At 39.0% G+C, this 17,436-nt stretch carries 14 protein-coding genes and 2 pseudogenes; 13 read left to right on the top strand and 3 right to left on the bottom strand.

What is annotated here, in order from left to right; translation table 11 throughout:
• Positions 1–229: 229 nt before the first annotated feature.
• Positions 230–1,687: a DASH family cryptochrome gene (locus IM456_RS01065; RefSeq protein ID WP_149986011.1), complete on the bottom strand. Its 1,458-nt coding sequence runs from the start codon at positions 1,685–1,687 to the stop codon at positions 230–232.
• A gap of 144 nt (positions 1,688–1,831) precedes the next feature.
• A complete protein-coding gene (locus IM456_RS01060) occupies positions 1,832–4,165 on the bottom strand; it encodes a GumC family protein (protein WP_149986012.1) in 2,334 nt (777 codons plus the stop codon).
• A gap of 274 nt (positions 4,166–4,439) precedes the next feature.
• Here IM456_RS01060 and IM456_RS01055 point away from each other — a divergent pair, with 274 nt between their 5' ends.
• The 7 genes from IM456_RS01055 to IM456_RS01025 all read left to right on the top strand — a co-directional run bounded on the left by IM456_RS01055 (position 4,440) and on the right by IM456_RS01025 (position 10,951).
• The gene (locus IM456_RS01055; protein WP_149986013.1) at positions 4,440–5,189 is read left to right on the top strand and encodes a Uma2 family endonuclease; all 750 of its coding nucleotides are present in this window, start codon (positions 4,440–4,442) and stop codon (positions 5,187–5,189) included.
• 134 nt (positions 5,190–5,323) lie between these two features.
• Positions 5,324–6,667: a flippase gene (locus IM456_RS01050; RefSeq protein WP_149986014.1), complete on the top strand. Its 1,344-nt coding sequence runs from the start codon at positions 5,324–5,326 to the stop codon at positions 6,665–6,667.
• A gap of 34 nt (positions 6,668–6,701) precedes the next feature.
• Positions 6,702–7,490, top strand: a complete 789-nt coding sequence (locus tag IM456_RS01045) for an FkbM family methyltransferase (RefSeq protein ID WP_149986015.1) — start codon at positions 6,702–6,704, stop codon at positions 7,488–7,490.
• 50 nt (positions 7,491–7,540) lie between these two features.
• Positions 7,541–8,383, top strand: a complete 843-nt coding sequence (locus IM456_RS01040; protein ID WP_149986016.1) for a DUF268 domain-containing protein — start codon at positions 7,541–7,543, stop codon at positions 8,381–8,383.
• Positions 8,384–8,506: 123 nt separating this feature from the next.
• Positions 8,507–9,298 carry an FkbM family methyltransferase gene (locus IM456_RS01035; RefSeq protein WP_287691317.1) on the top strand — a complete coding sequence of 264 codons (792 nt, stop codon included), beginning with the start codon at positions 8,507–8,509 and terminating at the stop codon, positions 9,296–9,298.
• Positions 9,299–9,314: 16 nt separating this feature from the next.
• Positions 9,315–10,334 carry an alpha-1,2-fucosyltransferase gene (locus IM456_RS01030; RefSeq protein WP_287691316.1) on the top strand — a complete coding sequence of 340 codons (1,020 nt, stop codon included), beginning with the start codon at positions 9,315–9,317 and terminating at the stop codon, positions 10,332–10,334.
• Positions 10,335–10,483: 149 nt separating this feature from the next.
• Positions 10,484–10,951 carry a hypothetical protein gene (locus IM456_RS01025; protein ID WP_287705279.1) on the top strand — a complete coding sequence of 156 codons (468 nt, stop codon included), beginning with the start codon at positions 10,484–10,486 and terminating at the stop codon, positions 10,949–10,951.
• Between the two features lie 17 nt (positions 10,952–10,968).
• On the opposite strand, the pseudogene IM456_RS01020 reads toward IM456_RS01025, so the two are convergent.
• Positions 10,969–11,094 (bottom strand): annotated as a pseudogene (locus IM456_RS01020) (ISKra4 family transposase); the annotation flags it as partial.
• Between the two features lie 496 nt (positions 11,095–11,590).
• On the opposite strand from IM456_RS01020, the pseudogene IM456_RS01015 reads away from it, so the two are divergent.
• The 6 genes and pseudogenes from IM456_RS01015 (at position 11,591) to IM456_RS00990 (ending at position 16,969) form a co-directional block, all read left to right on the top strand.
• A pseudogene (locus IM456_RS01015) lies at positions 11,591–11,953 on the top strand (hypothetical protein).
• An 84-nt stretch (positions 11,954–12,037) separates the two neighbouring features.
• Complete coding sequence (locus tag IM456_RS01010) at positions 12,038–12,379, top strand: hypothetical protein (protein WP_149986694.1); 342 nt, start codon at positions 12,038–12,040, stop codon at positions 12,377–12,379.
• Positions 12,380–12,615: 236 nt separating this feature from the next.
• The gene (locus tag IM456_RS01005; protein WP_287691314.1) at positions 12,616–13,236 is read left to right on the top strand and encodes an FkbM family methyltransferase; all 621 of its coding nucleotides are present in this window, start codon (positions 12,616–12,618) and stop codon (positions 13,234–13,236) included.
• Between the two features lie 31 nt (positions 13,237–13,267).
• Positions 13,268–14,833, top strand: coding sequence for an oligosaccharide flippase family protein (locus IM456_RS01000; protein ID WP_287691313.1), 1,566 nt, complete (start codon positions 13,268–13,270; stop codon positions 14,831–14,833).
• A 28-nt stretch (positions 14,834–14,861) separates the two neighbouring features.
• A complete protein-coding gene (locus IM456_RS00995) occupies positions 14,862–15,764 on the top strand; it encodes an FkbM family methyltransferase (RefSeq protein ID WP_149986696.1) in 903 nt (300 codons plus the stop codon).
• 5 nt (positions 15,765–15,769) lie between these two features.
• The gene (locus IM456_RS00990) at positions 15,770–16,969 is read left to right on the top strand and encodes a glycosyltransferase family protein (protein WP_149986697.1); all 1,200 of its coding nucleotides are present in this window, start codon (positions 15,770–15,772) and stop codon (positions 16,967–16,969) included.
• The last annotated feature ends 467 nt before the right edge of the window (positions 16,970–17,436 follow it).

Genomic DNA, 17,436 nt, shown 5'->3' with positions numbered 1-17,436 from the left:
GAGTTTTCAGTTCATTAGACATATCCAAAAATTATAACCCAATCACAGCTTGCTTTTATCTCATGTACTAATAAATAGTTCGATAACTGAAATGTATATCTATCGTTGCTAATTCAATTTAACCGAAAAAATATGGGGACATTAAAATCATTTTTATTTGGGTAAGTTTCTGATCTAGAAATAATTTTAGTCTTGAGACAATATTAGGTAGAAGTCCACTGATTACTGATTACTGTTTAGTGAAATGCTGAAGATAAATTTTTTCGTTGTGTTTGATGGATTGAAAAAAATCGACAATGGGACGAGGATAACTAACCCCTAAAATCACACCATAAAGCTTTTGTTCCTCTGGAGATAATTTATAAGGTTCGTGAATTTTATCGCCTTTTATTAGGGCTAATTCGGGCAACCAGTGACGTAAATAATCACCTTTGGGATCATAATCTCTCGACTGTTTAGGGGTATTAAAATAACGAAATCCTCGCGCATCATTGCCGACACCAGCAGTGTAATTCCAATTGCCCCAATTACTACAGACATCGTAATCAATTAATAACGACTCGAACCATTCTGCTCCCATGCGCCAATCAATACCGAGATTTTTGGTCAGAAAACTAGCGACATTTTGCCGGCCACGATTTGACATAAATCCTGTAGCGGCTAATTCTCTCATATTAGCATCTACAAGGGGATAACCGGTTTTTCCATCACACCAGAGATTAAATCTTTCCCAATCTTCTAGCCAAGGTAAATTAAGTTCTTGCAAACCAGATTTATAGAAGATTGTATTACCGTGTTTACTGCAAATAAATCGGAAAAAATCTCGCCATAATAATTCAAAAATCAGCCAATAGGTAGAGTCATTTTTTACTCTCGTTTGCTCATACTTTTGTACTTCCTCGTAGATATAACGGGGGGAAAGACAGCCAAAACTTAACCAAGCTGAGAATTTTGAGGAATAATTAGTCCCTAACATTTCATTCCTGGTTTCCTTATAGGTTTTCAAGGAATCACTATCCCAAATATATTCTTTAACCCGTAATTTTCCTGCCATTTCACCCCCTTGAAACGACAAAACCCCTCCCCGGTCTAGAATTGGTTCTGTTAAGCCTAAATCGTTTAAACCCGGAAGGTTTCCCAAATCTATTTTAGGTAATTTTGTCAACTTTTTCGGCGTGGGATAAGTTGTTCTTATTTGCCAATGACGTTCTACTTGTTTACGAAAATTAGTAAATAATTCTGGTAATTGATTAAGGGTAAAAGGCAAGTCATCAGGATGATATAAAGTGGCTGTCCAAAAAGTTTTTATCTGCACGGGAACCCCGGATAAAGCCTTATTTACCGCTTTTTCTACCGCTAATTCCTCTGCTGTTACCTCTTGATGATAATAAACCTTGGCTATCTGCAATTCTTGAACTAATTGCGGGATAAGTTCTTCTGGGGTTCCCCGTCGGATAATTAAATTACCGCCTAAACTTTCCAGAGATTGTCGCAAATCTGCTACGCTTTCTAATAAAAATTTAGCCCGGAACTTGCCAGTTTTTGGAAACCCGTAGGAAGTAAACCCAAATTGACGCTCATCAAAACAATAGAAGGGAATTATCTCTAATTGTTCTTGAATGGCTCGATAAATTGCCTCGTGATCGTGAACCCGCAGATCATTGCGATACCAGATTAAAACCCGCATTTAACATCAATTAAAAGTTGATAACTGATCAATAAGTAGTTAGCTGTTAAAAACCATCAGACACCCCCCTTAATAAGGGGGGCAGGGGGGATCGGCACCTCCCTTATTAAGGGGGGATTAAGGGGGGATCTATCTTCAATTTAATTATCTTTTGCCGTAGTAATGGCCATAGTAACGATAATTGTGGTCTTTCCGACTAACATTATTAGCCACTAAACCTAACACGGAAATGTGGGATAATTTCAGATCTTCGAGCAGATTTTTCAGCGCAAAGCGATCGGTTTTGCCCAGTTTGGTGACGAGAATCAGTCCGGTGGCCATGGCGGCGAGAATTTTTGCATCGGCAAAAGCGGCGATCGGTGGTAGATCGTAGATAATTAGATCGAAGGCGTGGTCTTGCTGTAATTGCGAGATCATCTCCTGCATTCTCTGGGAAGAAAGCAAGCGGGTTGGATCCGGGGGAATTGAACCGGCGGTAAGAATCGATAAATTCTCGTGGCGGGGTAGGGATTGAACGGCCTCGTTCCAATCGAGACCCTCGGCGAGGACATTACTAAGGCCGTGGTCGTTATCGAGATTAAGTCGCAGGTGAATCTGAGGTCGTCGCAGGTCGGCATCCACCAATAAGACTTTTTGTCCCATACGAGCGGCAGCCTTAGCGATATTTATTGCCATGGTGGTTTTACCATCTCCCGGTGAGACAGAACTAATCACGAGGGACTTGAGAGGGGAATCGGAACCGAGGAGGCGAATATTGGTGTTAAGAGTGTGGAAAGCCTCCGAGAAGGGGGAGAAATTATAGTAGTAGGGGTTTTCGTTGGCTGATTTTGGGGTACTATTAGGGATAGTGATTTTGCGATCGCCGACTGTTAACTGGGGTAGGGCGGTGTTCACTTTTTCGATCTTATCGATGTCTTTGTTCCAGGGAATTGCGCCTAAAAGGGGTAGCTTGGCATCTTCTTTTAGTTCATCTGCACTGTGATGAACGGGGTCTAATCTTTCAGCTAAAAAGGCCGCCCCTATACCTAGTAACAGTCCACCAATAACCCCTAAAGCCAGATTTCGCACGGGTTTAGGAGAAACGAATTCTTCCTCTACCTCTGGTGGGGAAATTAGTTGCCAAGGCACCACTTGTTGTGCCACCTTGAGTTGGAGTTTTTGTTGTTCCTCCAGAAAACGGCCGAGACTGGTGGTGGCAATTTCCAATTCTCGCTGCAAATCCGTATAACGACGGGCTAAAACCGCCAGATTTTTGACCGAGGCTTTCTGTTGTTCCAGGGACCGGGCAAGGGATTCTACCTTAATTTCTAGGGTTTGGCGACTGTTAGCGGCTTCTACCAATTGCTGGGTTAATTCTACCCGCAAAGCGCTTCGTGATACCAAAGCCGGGGAATTACCCACTGTCTGGGGCAGTTTTTCCCCTAGGGTTCTCTGGGCTTCGTTTTGCAGTAGGGGCAGTAAATTAGCGCGTTTTTCCTCTAGGGTGGCGATTATCGGGCTATCCTTGGCAAAAACTGCCGATTGTTTCGCCAATTCCACTTCCACTTCCTGCAGCTGCTTGAGCAAATCTTGATAACCGGGAGATTCACTGAGATAAGTGGCGATAATTGCTTGATTAGGGGCCAATCCCACCTGTTGCTGTAAAGCTTGATAGCGAGAGTTAATTTCGTTAAGGGCAACTTGGGCTGCCCGATAATCTTGTTCAGTAGTGGTTAACTGTTGTGATAAACGAGTCGCCTCTTTATCGGGATCCAGGAAATTGTATTGCTGCCGGAATTGCTGCATTTGTTTTTGTAGAGTATTGACTCGTTCCCGCAGTAAGGGTAATTGAGCGTTAACAAAATCCAAACCTTGATTAATTTCGGTCTTCCGTTCCTGAGAACTATAGTTTAGGTAATGACGGGCTAAATTATCTAAAACCAGCTTAATTTTTTCCGGTTCCGCATCTTGATAGGAAATTTCTAAAACTTTCGTCTCTTTTAATTGACTAATTTCGAGATCAGATTGGCCAGTTTTACTGATTAAATCACTGTAGGTAAAATCGGGATACTTAGGGGTTATTTTACTAAGGATGGGGTTAAGAAGTTGAGGACTGGTTAAAACAGCGATTTGGGTATCATAATCGATGTCTTCACCACCTAACTGAGGTAGGATATCTTGGGCTGCCAACCTGAGAGAATTTTTATTTTCCTCAATCGGTTGACCGATGAGCAGCAGGAATCTACCTTGATAGATAGGGGTTTTTAAGAAAGTCCAAGTAGCGATCGCACCTGTTACTCCTAGGGTGATGCCAGCGATTAACCACCGGCGATGCTTGAAGACAGAAAAAACTTGGCGTAGGTTGAGTTCCTCTTCTTCCTGTGTCAGGGAGGGGATAAAAGCCGGTTGAGCAAAAATTGGCAGATTTGCCTGGTTGTGGGTTTTCAAAGCCCCGTTTTGTTGGTTGTTCAACGCCCCGTTTTGTTGGTTGTTCATCATTAATCAAATATTCAAGGGATAACTCTATTAAAAGATTTTGCGGTAGCAATCTGGCTCGATTAATCACCGATTAATCATAACACCGCACTACAATGATAACCCTTGTTTTTGCAGTAATTACCAAATAAGGTGCGTTTAACCTAGTCAATGCCACTGGCTGCTTGACATACCCCCCCTGAACGGTTACAAATTATGTGCTATCCTGCCAATGGCAATACTCATTTGCTCTTATAACAAGCTAAACCGCCATAACCACCATCACACGAGAGCCTAAATGACAATCCCATTAGCACCTCGCATCTCTGATACTTTACCCCCCATTACCTGGGAGAAATTGCCAGCGGATTTTGTCCTGCCTGATGAACCAGTGGAAAGCACCCTACAACCCCTCCTCGCGGCGGCTTTGCGAGAATCTTTAGAATTAGCCAGTTTAATTGTGGAAGCGAGTCTTATTGCTTCTAATTTTGGCATTTGCGCCACCGTTGGCGGTAAGACAGTAGTAAAAGCTCCCGATTGGGTTTATGTACCCGCAGTAGCACCTATCCCAGAAGGAGAAATTCGCCGCAGCTACACGCCTCATGCAGAAGGGGAAGTACCAGCAATTGTCATGGAATTCATCTCAGAAACGGAGGGAGGGGAGTATTCTATCAATCCCCACTATCCCTATGGCAAGTGGTATTTCTACGAGCGAATCTTACAAGTACCTGTCTATATTATTTTTCAACCACAAACCGGAGAATTAGAAGTTTATCGCTTAGTAGCAGGGAAGTATGAGTTACAGAAAGCTGATGAAAATTATCGTTACTGGCTGGCAGAAATTGGTTTATTTCTAGGAGTATGGCGGGGGAAAAAAGCGGAGATGACAGCTTATTGGTTGCGCTGGTGGGATCAATCGGGTAATTTACTATTGTGGGGGAGTGAAGGGATTGAACAGGAGCGGGAAAGAGCCGAACAAGCTGAACGGAAGGTAGAGCGCATGGCAGCGCAACTAAAGGCAATGGGAATTGACCTAGAGGCTGAATGAAGAATCGATACAACTGTAAAATTTAGTCGATCGTGTGCTATGGTAGCAACTGTTATGCGTCGAGAGGAAATATGTTGGGAAATTGCTGGCGATTGCATCTCTACTATATAGTGATTAGGTATTAATTAAAAGCCGTGTTAAAAACCTTAAAAGTAAATTATAATAAACTCGGCACGAACTTCAAAAAACAAATCAGCAATATGTCTTGGTTGTTTTTTGAGCAATTCTTCAGTTTAGGAATTGGTTTATTTGTAGGAGTTTGGGTGGCGCGGTATTTGGGACCAGATCGATATGGACAATACAACTATGCACTATCTCTTGTCGCTTTATTCATGCCATTAGTTCAATTAGGATTAAATGGAATTGTTGTCAGAGAAATAGTATTTCAAAAAGATGCGAATTCCAGGGATGAAATCTTAGGAACAACGTTTGTGATCAGATTAGTAACTGGGACGATTGCAGTCTTTTTGAGTGTAGGGACAGTAATCTATTTACGACCAGGAGATACTTTGTCGCACTGGCTAGTAGGGATTATAGCAGCAGGCAATATCTTACTCGCCTTTGATACGATTGATTTATGGTTTCAGTCGCAGGTGAAATCTAAATACGCGGCAATTAGCCGTACTACAGATTCTCTTGTTTTCAGCATCGTCAATGTCCTCCTGATACAGTTACGGGCTTCCCTGATAGCTTTTGCCGTCGCCACGGCCGCTAAAGGAACAATTAAGACAATCGGCTTGTCTATGTCTTATGGAATAGACGGCTTGTCCCTGAGGAATTGGTCTGTAAGTCTCTCTCGGGCTAAATTTTTGCTCTGGGAAAGCTGGCCACTATTTTTTTCAGGATTGGCTATAATGATACAAGCTTATATCGATCAGGTAATGCTGGGTCAGATGATCGGTGATGCCGAAGTCGGTCAATACTCAGCAGCCATGAAATTGATTGCAGTATTCGGTTTTGTCCCTATGGTTATATGTCAATCCCTTGCTCCAGCCGTGTCGGAAGCAAAGTTGGCTAATAACAGCCTATATTTTAATCGCTTGGAGAATATCTACCGATTAATGTTTATCTTATTTTTGTTAGTTTCTATCCCTATTTTCCTCTGGTCTAGTAAAATTGTCATAATTCTGTTTGGTCAAGAATACAAGGAGGCAGGAATCTTGTTATCCTTATTTGCCATTCGATTATTTTTTACTAATTTTGGAGTAGCAAAATCTTTGTTTATTACCAATGAGAGCTTATTTAAATATTCAATGCTTACAGCTATCATCGGTTCTTTAGTTAATGTTATACTGAATTATATACTGATTCCTCACTATGGAGCCGTTGGAGCTTTATGGGCGACAATAGCATCCTTTGGAACAACTACCTTTTTAATTGACTTACTTTATCCAAGAATGTACGGCAATCTCCTCCTCATGGGTAAAGCGGTATTATATCCTTGGCGACTAAATTTTATTTTGAAGAATTTAATCTAAAATAAATATTATAAATACATCTGAATTATCGGTCATGAAATCACAATTACTAAAGAAACTCAAGCAAATGGTATCTCCTTATAAACAGCCTCTTGTTTATCTGAAACATAAGCTTTATCCGAGACAGACTTATTCTCAACACGGGGAGGATATTGTCATTCAACATCTTCTCGGAAAAATCGAAAGTTTTATTGATATCGGTGCTAATGATGGAATAAGTTGCTCCAATACTTTTTTATTTGCGCTGGCAGGAGCAAAAGGGCTATGTTTTGAGCCTGTCTCTTATACTTTTTCCAGATTGTCATCATTGTATCTTTTCAACAGACAAATCAAGTGTATCAAATCAGGAATTTCTAATAAAAATAGAGAACTAACAATCCGAAGTGAAGGATTACTATCTTATATTACGGAAACACAAGATCCTTGGGGCAGGAAAAATTTATCTCAATTCATGTCAAATAGGGAAGATTTTGAGGAAATCAAAGTTACAACTTTAATGAACTGGTTAAATTGCTATCCTGAATTCTATCAATGTGATTTGGTAAGCTTAGATATCGAAGGTCATGAACTTCAAGCCTTGCAAGGTATTGATTTTGACAAGTTTCATACAAAATGCTTTATCATAGAGACTATGGAAGATAAACATCACCAATTTCAAGCCATCAATTCTCTATTAAAGGACAAAGGTTATCAAATATTAATTCAAAATTGTTTAAATACATTCTGGTTTTACAAAGATGTGTTTGATGTAATGGGTCATGAAAAACTAAGAGAGACTTGCAAAACGTTTAAAGGTTATCAAATCTTCATTTCAGATAATTAATTTTGTTATGTAACCCTTCTTCATGCCGGACCACGTTACGCAAATTCAAAATGGCTAGTATCAAAACAATGAAGCAATACCTCTCCAAATTCACCTTACTTAAGGTTCTTTATATCATTTATAGCACTTTGAAACAACAGTATGGCTTAAGTCTTAACTGGTTAAGGGGATTATTTGATATAATTTTATTCTCAAATGAATATAGAGTTTTTCAAGCTAATAATGATAACAATAACTTTGAATTAAACATGGGAAGCTGGCTCCCTTGCCTGACTGATAATACGGATTTCACACCAGTAGAGCCTGTATATTTTTTACAAGATACTTGGGCGGCAGGTAAAATTTTTCAACTTAAACCCGAACATCACTATGATGTAGGTTCATGTGTTAAAACAATTGGCATAATATCCCAATTTGTTCCAGTTACTATGATTGATATCAGACCGATTGATATTGAGCTAAAAAACTTGTATTTTAAAGAAGGATCTGTACTGGATTTGCCCTTTGAAGATAACAGTATTGAAAGTCTATCTTCTCTTTGTGTCATTGAACACATCGGTTTGGGAAGATATGGCGATCCTCTCGATCCCTGGGGTAGTGAGAAAGCTGTAAAGGAACTCAAGCGAGTTGTTAAATTAGGCGGTATAATTCTGTTCTCTGTACCAGTAGATGAGAAAAATAAAATTTATTTTAATGGCTGCCGTGCTTTTACACGCAACTACGTCCTACAACTCTTTGATGGCTTTGAACTTGTGGAGGAAAAGTATCAATATGGTAGGCAACTTTACGATTCATACGATCCGAGTAAAAAGTTTGGCACCGGTCTCTATATGTTTAAAAAGGAGGAATATATTGAAGACGATAGAAAATACGATAAAACATCAACAACATAAACCCAAGCAGACTAATGCTAGAGTATTGACTAATAATTTGTCATTTGTCCTTATGCACAAAAGTTTACCTGAATCTACCAGATCAAGCCGTATTTTTGCCACAAATCTTGCAGAGAAATTATCATGCTCAAAATCAAAAATGAACATCAGTTGCTACGAAAAACAAAGTCTTTATGCCTGAGGATATTTAATGCTCTAGAAAATAATGGAAATTGTGAGTTTGATAGCAATGGAGAAGCAAAATTTATTAGCGATTTTTTAGCCACTTTGAAAAACAAAGAACCAGTTATCTTTGATGTCGGTTCTAATGTGGGGCTATACATCCAGACAATCTTAGAATATGCAGCAATAATAAATCTTAATCCTCAGATACACGCTTTTGAACCAACTAATAGTTGTTATAATATATTACAGCAGAAATTTCTTAACCATCAGAATATCAAACTAAACCAATTTGGCGTATCCGATAGTCAAACAGAAGCAACAATTTACTATGACAGTAAATCAAGTGGGTTGGCTTCTTTATACCAAAGAAACTTAAAGCATTATCAAATTGATTTCTCTAACAAAGAGACGATTAAGTTGCGCCGTCTAGACAGTTATATAAAAGAGTGTAATATTAGTCATATTGACTTACTAAAAGTTGATATTGAAGGTCATGAATTAGCTGCTTTTAGGGGATTAGGTGACTATTTGAACACAACTTTCATTGATGCTATTCAGTTCGAGTATGGAGGCTGTAATCTAGATTCTCATACCAGTCTAATGGAAATTTTTGACATTTTGATAAATTCTGGGTTTAAAATGTATAAAGTGATGCCAACCTATCTTGAAAGACGAGAGTATCAGTCTCGAATGGAAAATTTCCAATACGCAAACTACGTCGCACTAAGTCCATCTTTAGATAAAATATGACTTGACACTACACTATATGAAACAAGATAAAAATCTGATTATTTTCACTCACGGAGGCGGTCGATTTGCCAACCAGTTGTTTTCTTACGCTCATCTCATAGCGTTTTTAGCAGAGAATGATTACAAGTACGACTTGATTAATTTGTCCTTCTGGCCCTATGCTCATCTACTAGAAAACACTTCAAAAAATCTTGCCTGTACTTTTCCCACTAAGCACAAACAGTGGCAAGCTTTGCAGAAACTAAAAGATATTTTACAGTTTCTTCCTGATAAAATATCTAACAGTGGCAGAATTCGTAATAATATTGCTCGATTTCTTTATAATTATGCTTCTTTTGCTCCCGATATACAATCAATTATTGCCCAAGATGTTAGTGGCTTAAAAGACATTCCAGGGAAGCAAAAAGATAAATTTGACCTAAACAATCCAGATGATGTTGACTTATTAAATCAAGCAAAATTCACACTTTTAGCTGGATGGAAGGTGAGAAGTTGGCTGCTAGTCGAAAAACATCAGCACACTGTTAGGGAGTGCCTAGCACTTAAAGAAAGTCATGCAGCCACAGCCACAAAATTTATTCAAGAATTAAGACAAAAGTACGACTATCTAATTGGCGTTCTCATCAGGCACTATGACTACCGGTTTATGCTAGAAGGTAAATATTTCTTTGAAACCCAGCAATATATTGACTGGATTCAACAAGCTCAAGATTTGTTTGGAACTTCTTCTAAAGTTGGCTTTGTTGTCGCCTCAGATGAACCACAAGATTTTGAGCTATTTAAATATCTTAACGTAAATTTTGCGACAGGAATAGCTGTAGGTAAAGGGCATTACCTAGAAAGTATGGCAGAACTGTCACAGTGCGATATGATTATGACACCGCCTAGTACCTTTGGAGTTTGGGCTGCATTTTTAGGCGATATACCTATCTTGCCACTTTGCGATCCTTCTCAGGTTGTCAGCAAGCAAAATTTGTTGTATAATAATATATTCGATGCTGTATTCCATCCTGAGATGAGTGTTTTGGTCAAATAGCCTAAGAAAATGGAATAAATGTTTTTCAAGGAGAAATTTATAAAATTTTGTATAAAAAACACAAGCTCTCAAATATCAAATCTATACCGCTCTTATTGATTTGCCTTTTGATTTTCATCAGGGGATTGCAAATACCAACGATTTCTACTTTGACTAATATTTTATTGCCCTTATTAGTAATAGTTGATAAGTTGTTTGGTTGGCAAATATTTTCTGTTAACAAAAGTCTCTTGAGAAAAACTAGGTTTGTTCAATCTCTAGGGATTTTGACTCTGTTTTGCATTATTTATTGGAATACAATGATTGATTATAACTTCTTGGGTTTAGGTGAAGAACAAGAGCCATTGCTATACATAGTCGGACAAACTATGAGAATAACATTTTTTTATATTATAGGATTTTTGATTAACTATACTCGGCTTCTGGGATATCCTTACAACACCATTGTTGTAATGAGTTCTCTAGTTGGTTCAACTATTTTTTATTCTTTTCTATCAATACAAAAAACTTTGCTGATTAGTCCAAATTTGGTGGAAATTAAATCGTATTTAGACTATTGGACTGAACAAGAAATGCCTGGGGAGCATCTCACCTTTGCATTAAGCATTTATGCTTAATGAGGTAAATAAAAAAGTTAAAAAAGAGAACCATTCAGATAGGCACAGCGATGACGAAGGACTTGCGGTACATTGCCAGAATTCCAACTTGCGCCGGCAATTTTAACACGAAAACCAATTTGTTTCACCTGAGATTCCAGGTTCTTCGTTACTTGGTATGGTTCGATAGGGAGGCATAAATCGACTAAATCCTTATCTGGCAAGAGATTTAATTGATTAGTTCCATCTAGAGCGAAAACAATTGACAAAAATCGTCAAATGTCTTTCTCTATAAGAGTTTCATCCCTAATAACCCCGTCCATTGCATAGCACAAACCGAAGAACCTTTACTATTCTGGGGTAGTGAACGGATTGAACAGGAGCGGGAAAGAGCCGAACAGGAGCGGGAAAGAGCCGAACAAGCTGAACGGCGGGCTGAGGGAGAAAAGGCTAGGGCAGACAGATTGGCGGCGCAACTTAAGGCAATGGGAATTGACCTGGAGGCTGAATGAAGAATCGATACAACTGTAAAATTTAGTCGAACGTGTGCTATGGTAGCAACTGTTATGCGTCGAGAGGAAATATGTTGGGAAATTGCTGGCGATTGCGTCGATAATAAATGAATTGTAAGCAGTTATTAAAAAAGGAGAAAAGCCAGCCATGACCAGAAGCTCGGCCGGATACTCCAGATGGACAGATGAGATGCTAGATGAATTGGCAGACTCAGTTTCGGGAGTCAAAGACTCAGTTTTGGAATTGCGAGAATCAGTTTCGGAAGTTAAAGACTCAGTTTCGGAATTGCGGGAATCGGTTTCAGAGGTTAAAGATTCAGTAGAAGGGTTACAATTGACAGCACAAGCTCTGCTACAAATAGCTGCTCAACAACAGCGAGAAAATGAAGCTCGGCAAGCAGAAATTGCTGAAATCAGGCAAAGATAGGAAGAGTCAGACAAGAGTTTTGAGGTATTGCTCTCAGAGATACGGTATCTGATTCGGCAAATTAAACCAGAAAATCAATCATAAGCTTGAGGAAAATGGCGGCGATTGCATCTATAATTACCCACAATTTAAGCAGCTATTGAAACTGAGAAGGGAGAAAAACAAGCCATGACAAAACGGGATGGGGAACGGACGAGATGGACAGATGAGATGCTAGATGAATTGGCAGACTCAGTTTCGGAATTGCGAGAATCGGTATCGGAAATCAAAGACTCGGTATCGGAAGTCAAAGACTCGGTTTCGGAATTGCGAGACTCAGTAGATGGGGTAAGAATAACTGCACAAGCACTGTTACAAATAGCTGCTCAACAACAGCGAGAAAATGAAGCTTGGCAAGCAGAAATTGCCGAAATCAGGAAAAGACAGGAAGAGTCAGACAAGCGTTTTGAGGTTTTGCTGTCAGAAGTTCGCTATTTGATTCGGCAAATTAAACCAGAAAATCAATCATAAGCTTGAGGAAAATGGCGGCGATTGCGTCTCGACAATTTAACCTAACCTTTTGTGAAACTAATTTACAAAATAATTGATAGACTATCATGGAGCAAAAATTATTGTTGGCTAAATTGTTAAAAGGTCTCTCGAGTAGGATGTTTCGGCTATCGAAAAGAATCGAATATTTTGGATGTGATCCTAGTATATTTCGGTATGTTGATTGTTTTGATACCATAGATGTATTGCTTAAATTCGTGCAACCCAAGTATCTCTGCGATATAGGGGCAAATGCCGGTCACTGGACCTATGTTTTAAGTCAAATGAGTCCCACTTTAGAACACGTAGTTTTTTTTGAACCCCAATCTCAGTATCAAGAAAAATTGCAATCTTTATCTTTACCCGGAGTTAGCAAAGTTATTTACCATTGTGGTTTAGGTGAAAGGGAAGATAAGTTATTAATTAAAGGAGGAACTGCTTCAGCATCTTTTCTTGATTCTGAACAACAAAATAAATATTTTCCTAATAGTATTTCACAAAACCAGCAGGATCAGGAGGAAGTAGAAATTAGAATTTTAGATGCAATATATGCCAGTGATGATCTACCAATCCCTGATGTAATTAAACTAGATGTTCAAGGTTTTGAGCTTAAGGTTTTAAAGGGGAGTATAAATTTACTAAAAAAATCTAAATACTTAGTGATTGAATTATCATTTCGTCAGTTTTATCGAGAGCAACCCTATTTATGGGAAGTCATCAAACTACTAGAAGAGAATAAATATATTATGGTTGGCAAGGGATTTGAATGGCGATACTATGAAAATCCTTCAGAAATACTGCAAATGGATGCTATATTTAAGAACACTGATGTTATGTAATTAGAGCGGTATCAAAAAGGAGTTTACTTAGTTGAGCGATCTACTTGCCAAAGCTGTTAATAATTCTAAGTGGACTGCCATTGGTTCTCTCATAACAGCTATTCTAGGATTCCTTTTTGCCGGGTTAACGATTCGCTGGTTGGGTGAAGCGGAAGCTGGATTTGCCATTGCCATTGCTACTATTGTTGGCATTAATAACACCTTTAGCGGTTTGGGACTGGGGGCTGCTGCAACCCGGTTGATTAGTCGCGCTCATGAAGAAAAGAATTATCAAGAAATTCAGAAAATAGCTGGTGTCTGTTTTACAACTTCTCTGGCTTTTGGATTGTTTGGGTTTGGTATTTTTGCTTTCGGTTCTGCTTGGATTGTTCAGTGGAGCAAATATGAAGGAAATGCTGATATAGGGCACTGGTATTGTATATTATTAGGATTGGCATTTTTGTTACAACAAATCACTGGTTATTTTAATATATTTCTCACTTCTCTTCAAAGATTTGATTGGCAGACTAAAATTAATACTACTTTCCTGTTAGCCAATGGTATTTTTGGAATCACCTTGTTGAAAGCCTTTCCTAATATTTTAACCCTGGGAATAATTAGTTTAACTCTATCTTTATTAAATTGTTTATCTACAGGTTTTATAGTCACTAAAATCCTGGGATTTCTGACACAGCCTTCCTGGCATCAAGCTATGTTTATTGAGCTTTGGTCTTTTGGAAAATGGGTTTACATGACTCAAATAAAAGTTATATTTTTTGATGGTGTTGATAAAATATTTTTAACTTCTGTATTTGGCAGTTCTTCTTTACCTTTTTACACTTTTGCTCAAAGAATTTATATAACAGTTCACCAAATGTTAGTTGGGCAGTCTTCTTATCTATTTCCCATGCTCTCGGCTCAAGGAGATAAATTAGAAGTGGTAGCAGAACAAATAGAAGACCGCTTGCGCTGGTTTATTGGGTTAATTGCAGGTTTTGTCTATTCAGGACTGATTATTGCTGGTCCAGCTTTATTGACTATCATGGTCAATGCCGGATTTTCTAGCAAAGCTAGTTTTCAGTTGTTTATTTTTTGCTGGGTAGGCTATATTCATGGCAATGCGATAGTACCATTTTTTTTCGGACTAAGTAAAGGAGATGCAAAAGGTAACTGGATTTTTCACATGATTATCGGGCTTGGTTATCTACCGTTTTTTGTTATATTTGCTTTAGTGTTTGGTTTTCAATATGCGGTGCTAGGACAGCTAATGACGTTCTTTGGAACAATTTATTTGTCTCGCCGTCTTAAGCCTAAGATGGACTGGATTACTTTTTGTCGTTGGTTAATTAAACCTCTATACTCGTCTTTGTTGTTGATGGTTGTAGCTTGTTGTTTTCATGTTATACTAAGTTTTATAAAAGCAAATACTGGAATACAAATTGCTACAATGATTGTTTTTTATCTAGTTGCAATCTTATTAATTACTCGCATTGAAGCCTCTTATTTTGGCGGTATATATCGCCTGAAAACTCTAGCCAGAGCCCTGTCATTAGTTTTGGCAAAATTGGGCATTTCAGAAAAATTAGTTTTTCGTTTGATGGGTATTAAATCATTCTGATTTTTTTGTATATAAGGAGTACAAAATTGTGAAAAGCTTAAAATTCTTTTCAAGAAGGTTAACAAGAGCAATAGCCCGACGATTGCAATTAGAGCAAAATCTTTTTCATCAAAATCAGCTTAAATTAGAAGCGGCAAAAGCCAAAAGTCAAGAGTTGGTGGATGTAATGCCAGGAATTAATCTGCCAATGGTCATCCACCCAGATATGTACTTTACAATTGGCTATACTAAATATATATTTGAACCTGAATCACTTGATTTCATCCGCGATCATCTCAAGCCTGGACAAACTTTTCTGGATATTGGTGCTAACGTTGGTTACTTCTCGCTGTTTTGCTCTAAAATAGTAACTCCAAGCGGTCGCGTTATAGCTGTTGAACCGGGAGAATTTGCCTTCAATCTCCTGAAAAAAAATAAGGAGTTGAACAAATTTAATAACCTTGAAATACATCAGGCAGGTTTTGGAGAAAAAGATGAGATTGTAGAATTCAATTCAGGCGCACCAGGAATGGAAGTTTATAACTCATTGGGCAACATTATTCATCCTTCAGCAGCTCCCGATAAATTTAAGACAATACCAGTTCAACTTTTTCGTGGCTCTACCTGGTTACAAAAGAATAATGTACAGCATATAGATTTAATGAAACTTGATGTTGAAGGTGGAGAATACCTTGTACTTAAGGGAATGCTGGAAATGTTTCAATCCCAAAAAATCTCTCGACTTTTAATAGAAATTACGGATGAAATGTCAAAAGCCTTTGGTTATCACCCTTCAGACATTATCTTAATGCTTAGAGATTGTGGCTATAATTGGTTTAAACTGGGTTCCTACGGCTGGCTTGAGCCATTGCTTGAAAATGACATAAGTAAGGTTAGTATAGGCAATCATATGTTCGTGGCCGTATCACAGAAATCTAAGAACCAGAGTTAAAAGCCTTGAAAACCATCGCCCTAGTTGATACCCTGTGGGGAGGCCATCACCCTACCTACCTGAAGTTTTTCGCCAAGACGCTACTAGACCTGGGAAATGAAGTAATCTCTCTGTGTCCCGAACCGGAAGAGATGAACCTGTGGATTGCCAGCCACTGTCCAGAGTTGGCAAGTAACTTTCACTCCTTTGAGTTGCATGAACCCTCGCCAAGTCAGTTTTCCGGTCGCCGATTGCAGGCGAGGGCAATGGCTGTAGCCCGCTGGCAACGAGTCGCCCAGAGTATCCAAGAAATTTCCTCAAAGCTAGGCAAAGCCCCCGATATCACCTTTTTTGCCTGGCTTGATACATCCTTGGGGTTAATTCCTGCTATCACCGATACCATCTTTCCCTATCCTTGGTCAGGGCTTTATTTTCAACCTCTCTACCTACGGATACCACCAAAACTCCGGTGGATGCGCCACGGCATCTTAAATCCCTTATCAGTGCTAAAATCTTCCCACTGTCCAGTGGTTGCCGTGCTAGACGAAGGTATTGCTGACAAGTTACAACAGAAGCTTAATAAGCCTGTAGTCGTCTTAACTGATATCACCGATGAATCACCGCCCGATATGAACTTCGAGATTATCAAAGAAATCTATGCCAAGGCTGCTGGCAGGAAGATAGTTGGTTTGTTGGGATCTCTAGATAAGCGGAAAGGAACACTTACGCTTCTGGAAGTTTCTCGGCAAGCAAGCGATCGCTGGTTTTTTGTGTTTGCAGGTAGGCTGGCTGAGCCAGCATTTACAGCCGCAGAACTGGCGAGAATTGAGGAGATTGTCAAAGCCAACCCAGACAACTGTTTCTTTTACTTGCATTCGATTCCTGACGGGTCAAGATTTAATGCCGTTGTTCAGGTATGCGATGTCCTGTATGCTGCCTATGAAAATTTTCCTTACAGTAGCAACATCCTGACTAAAGGAGCAATCTTTCAGAAACCTGTAATCGCCAGTAAAAATTACTGTATGGGCGAACGGGTTGAGAAGTTCAATCTAGGATACGCGATCGAAGGAGGAAATGTGGCTCGGTGTGTTAGTATATTAGAAAGATTGCATGAGGAACTATCCACAGGCAATCTTTCTATCCAGCCAGAGTTTGAAGGGTATAAAAACCTGCATTCAATCGAGCAATTGAGAGCAGTTTTTCAGAAAATTTTAGAGTTTGTGTAAAATCTGTATTTTATTAGTAGTGAGCATCTTTCAACCTCTGCCAAATCTCACTATTTCCAAGAAAAAAAATACCTTCAAGCTTCCTTTATCAAGCTTGCCGCAACCTCGATTTTTTATGTCAGTCTATTTTTGCTGACCTTTTCTGATTTTTTGAATGCCCAATTTGATATAAAACAACGCAGTATAGTTAGGGTTTGCTGAATAAATCTAAAAACCTTGTTGGGTAAGACTTTTAGACTTTTTGTCAATCAAAAAGTACCAGTTCTGGGAGTGAGCGGGGGAAAATTCAGGTACTTTTTCTCTGAAAATTAGGTAATTGACCAGATGAGAATCGGTAAAAACCTACACCCCACACCCCACACCCCACACCCTGTCCCCACGAAAAACTTTTTGCCGCAAACCCTAGTTAGGGTTTGCGGCAAAAAGTTTGTTGGTGGGGTTAGGAGCCGGTCGTTTCAGGCTTTGTT

This window comes from Microcystis sp. M079S1 (assembly GCF_020246425.1).
Classification (GTDB): Bacteria; Cyanobacteriota; Cyanobacteriia; order Cyanobacteriales; family Microcystaceae; genus Microcystis; species Microcystis aeruginosa.
The sequence above is the reverse complement of the archived record's forward strand: the minus strand, read 5'-3'. Positions and strand labels throughout refer to the sequence as shown.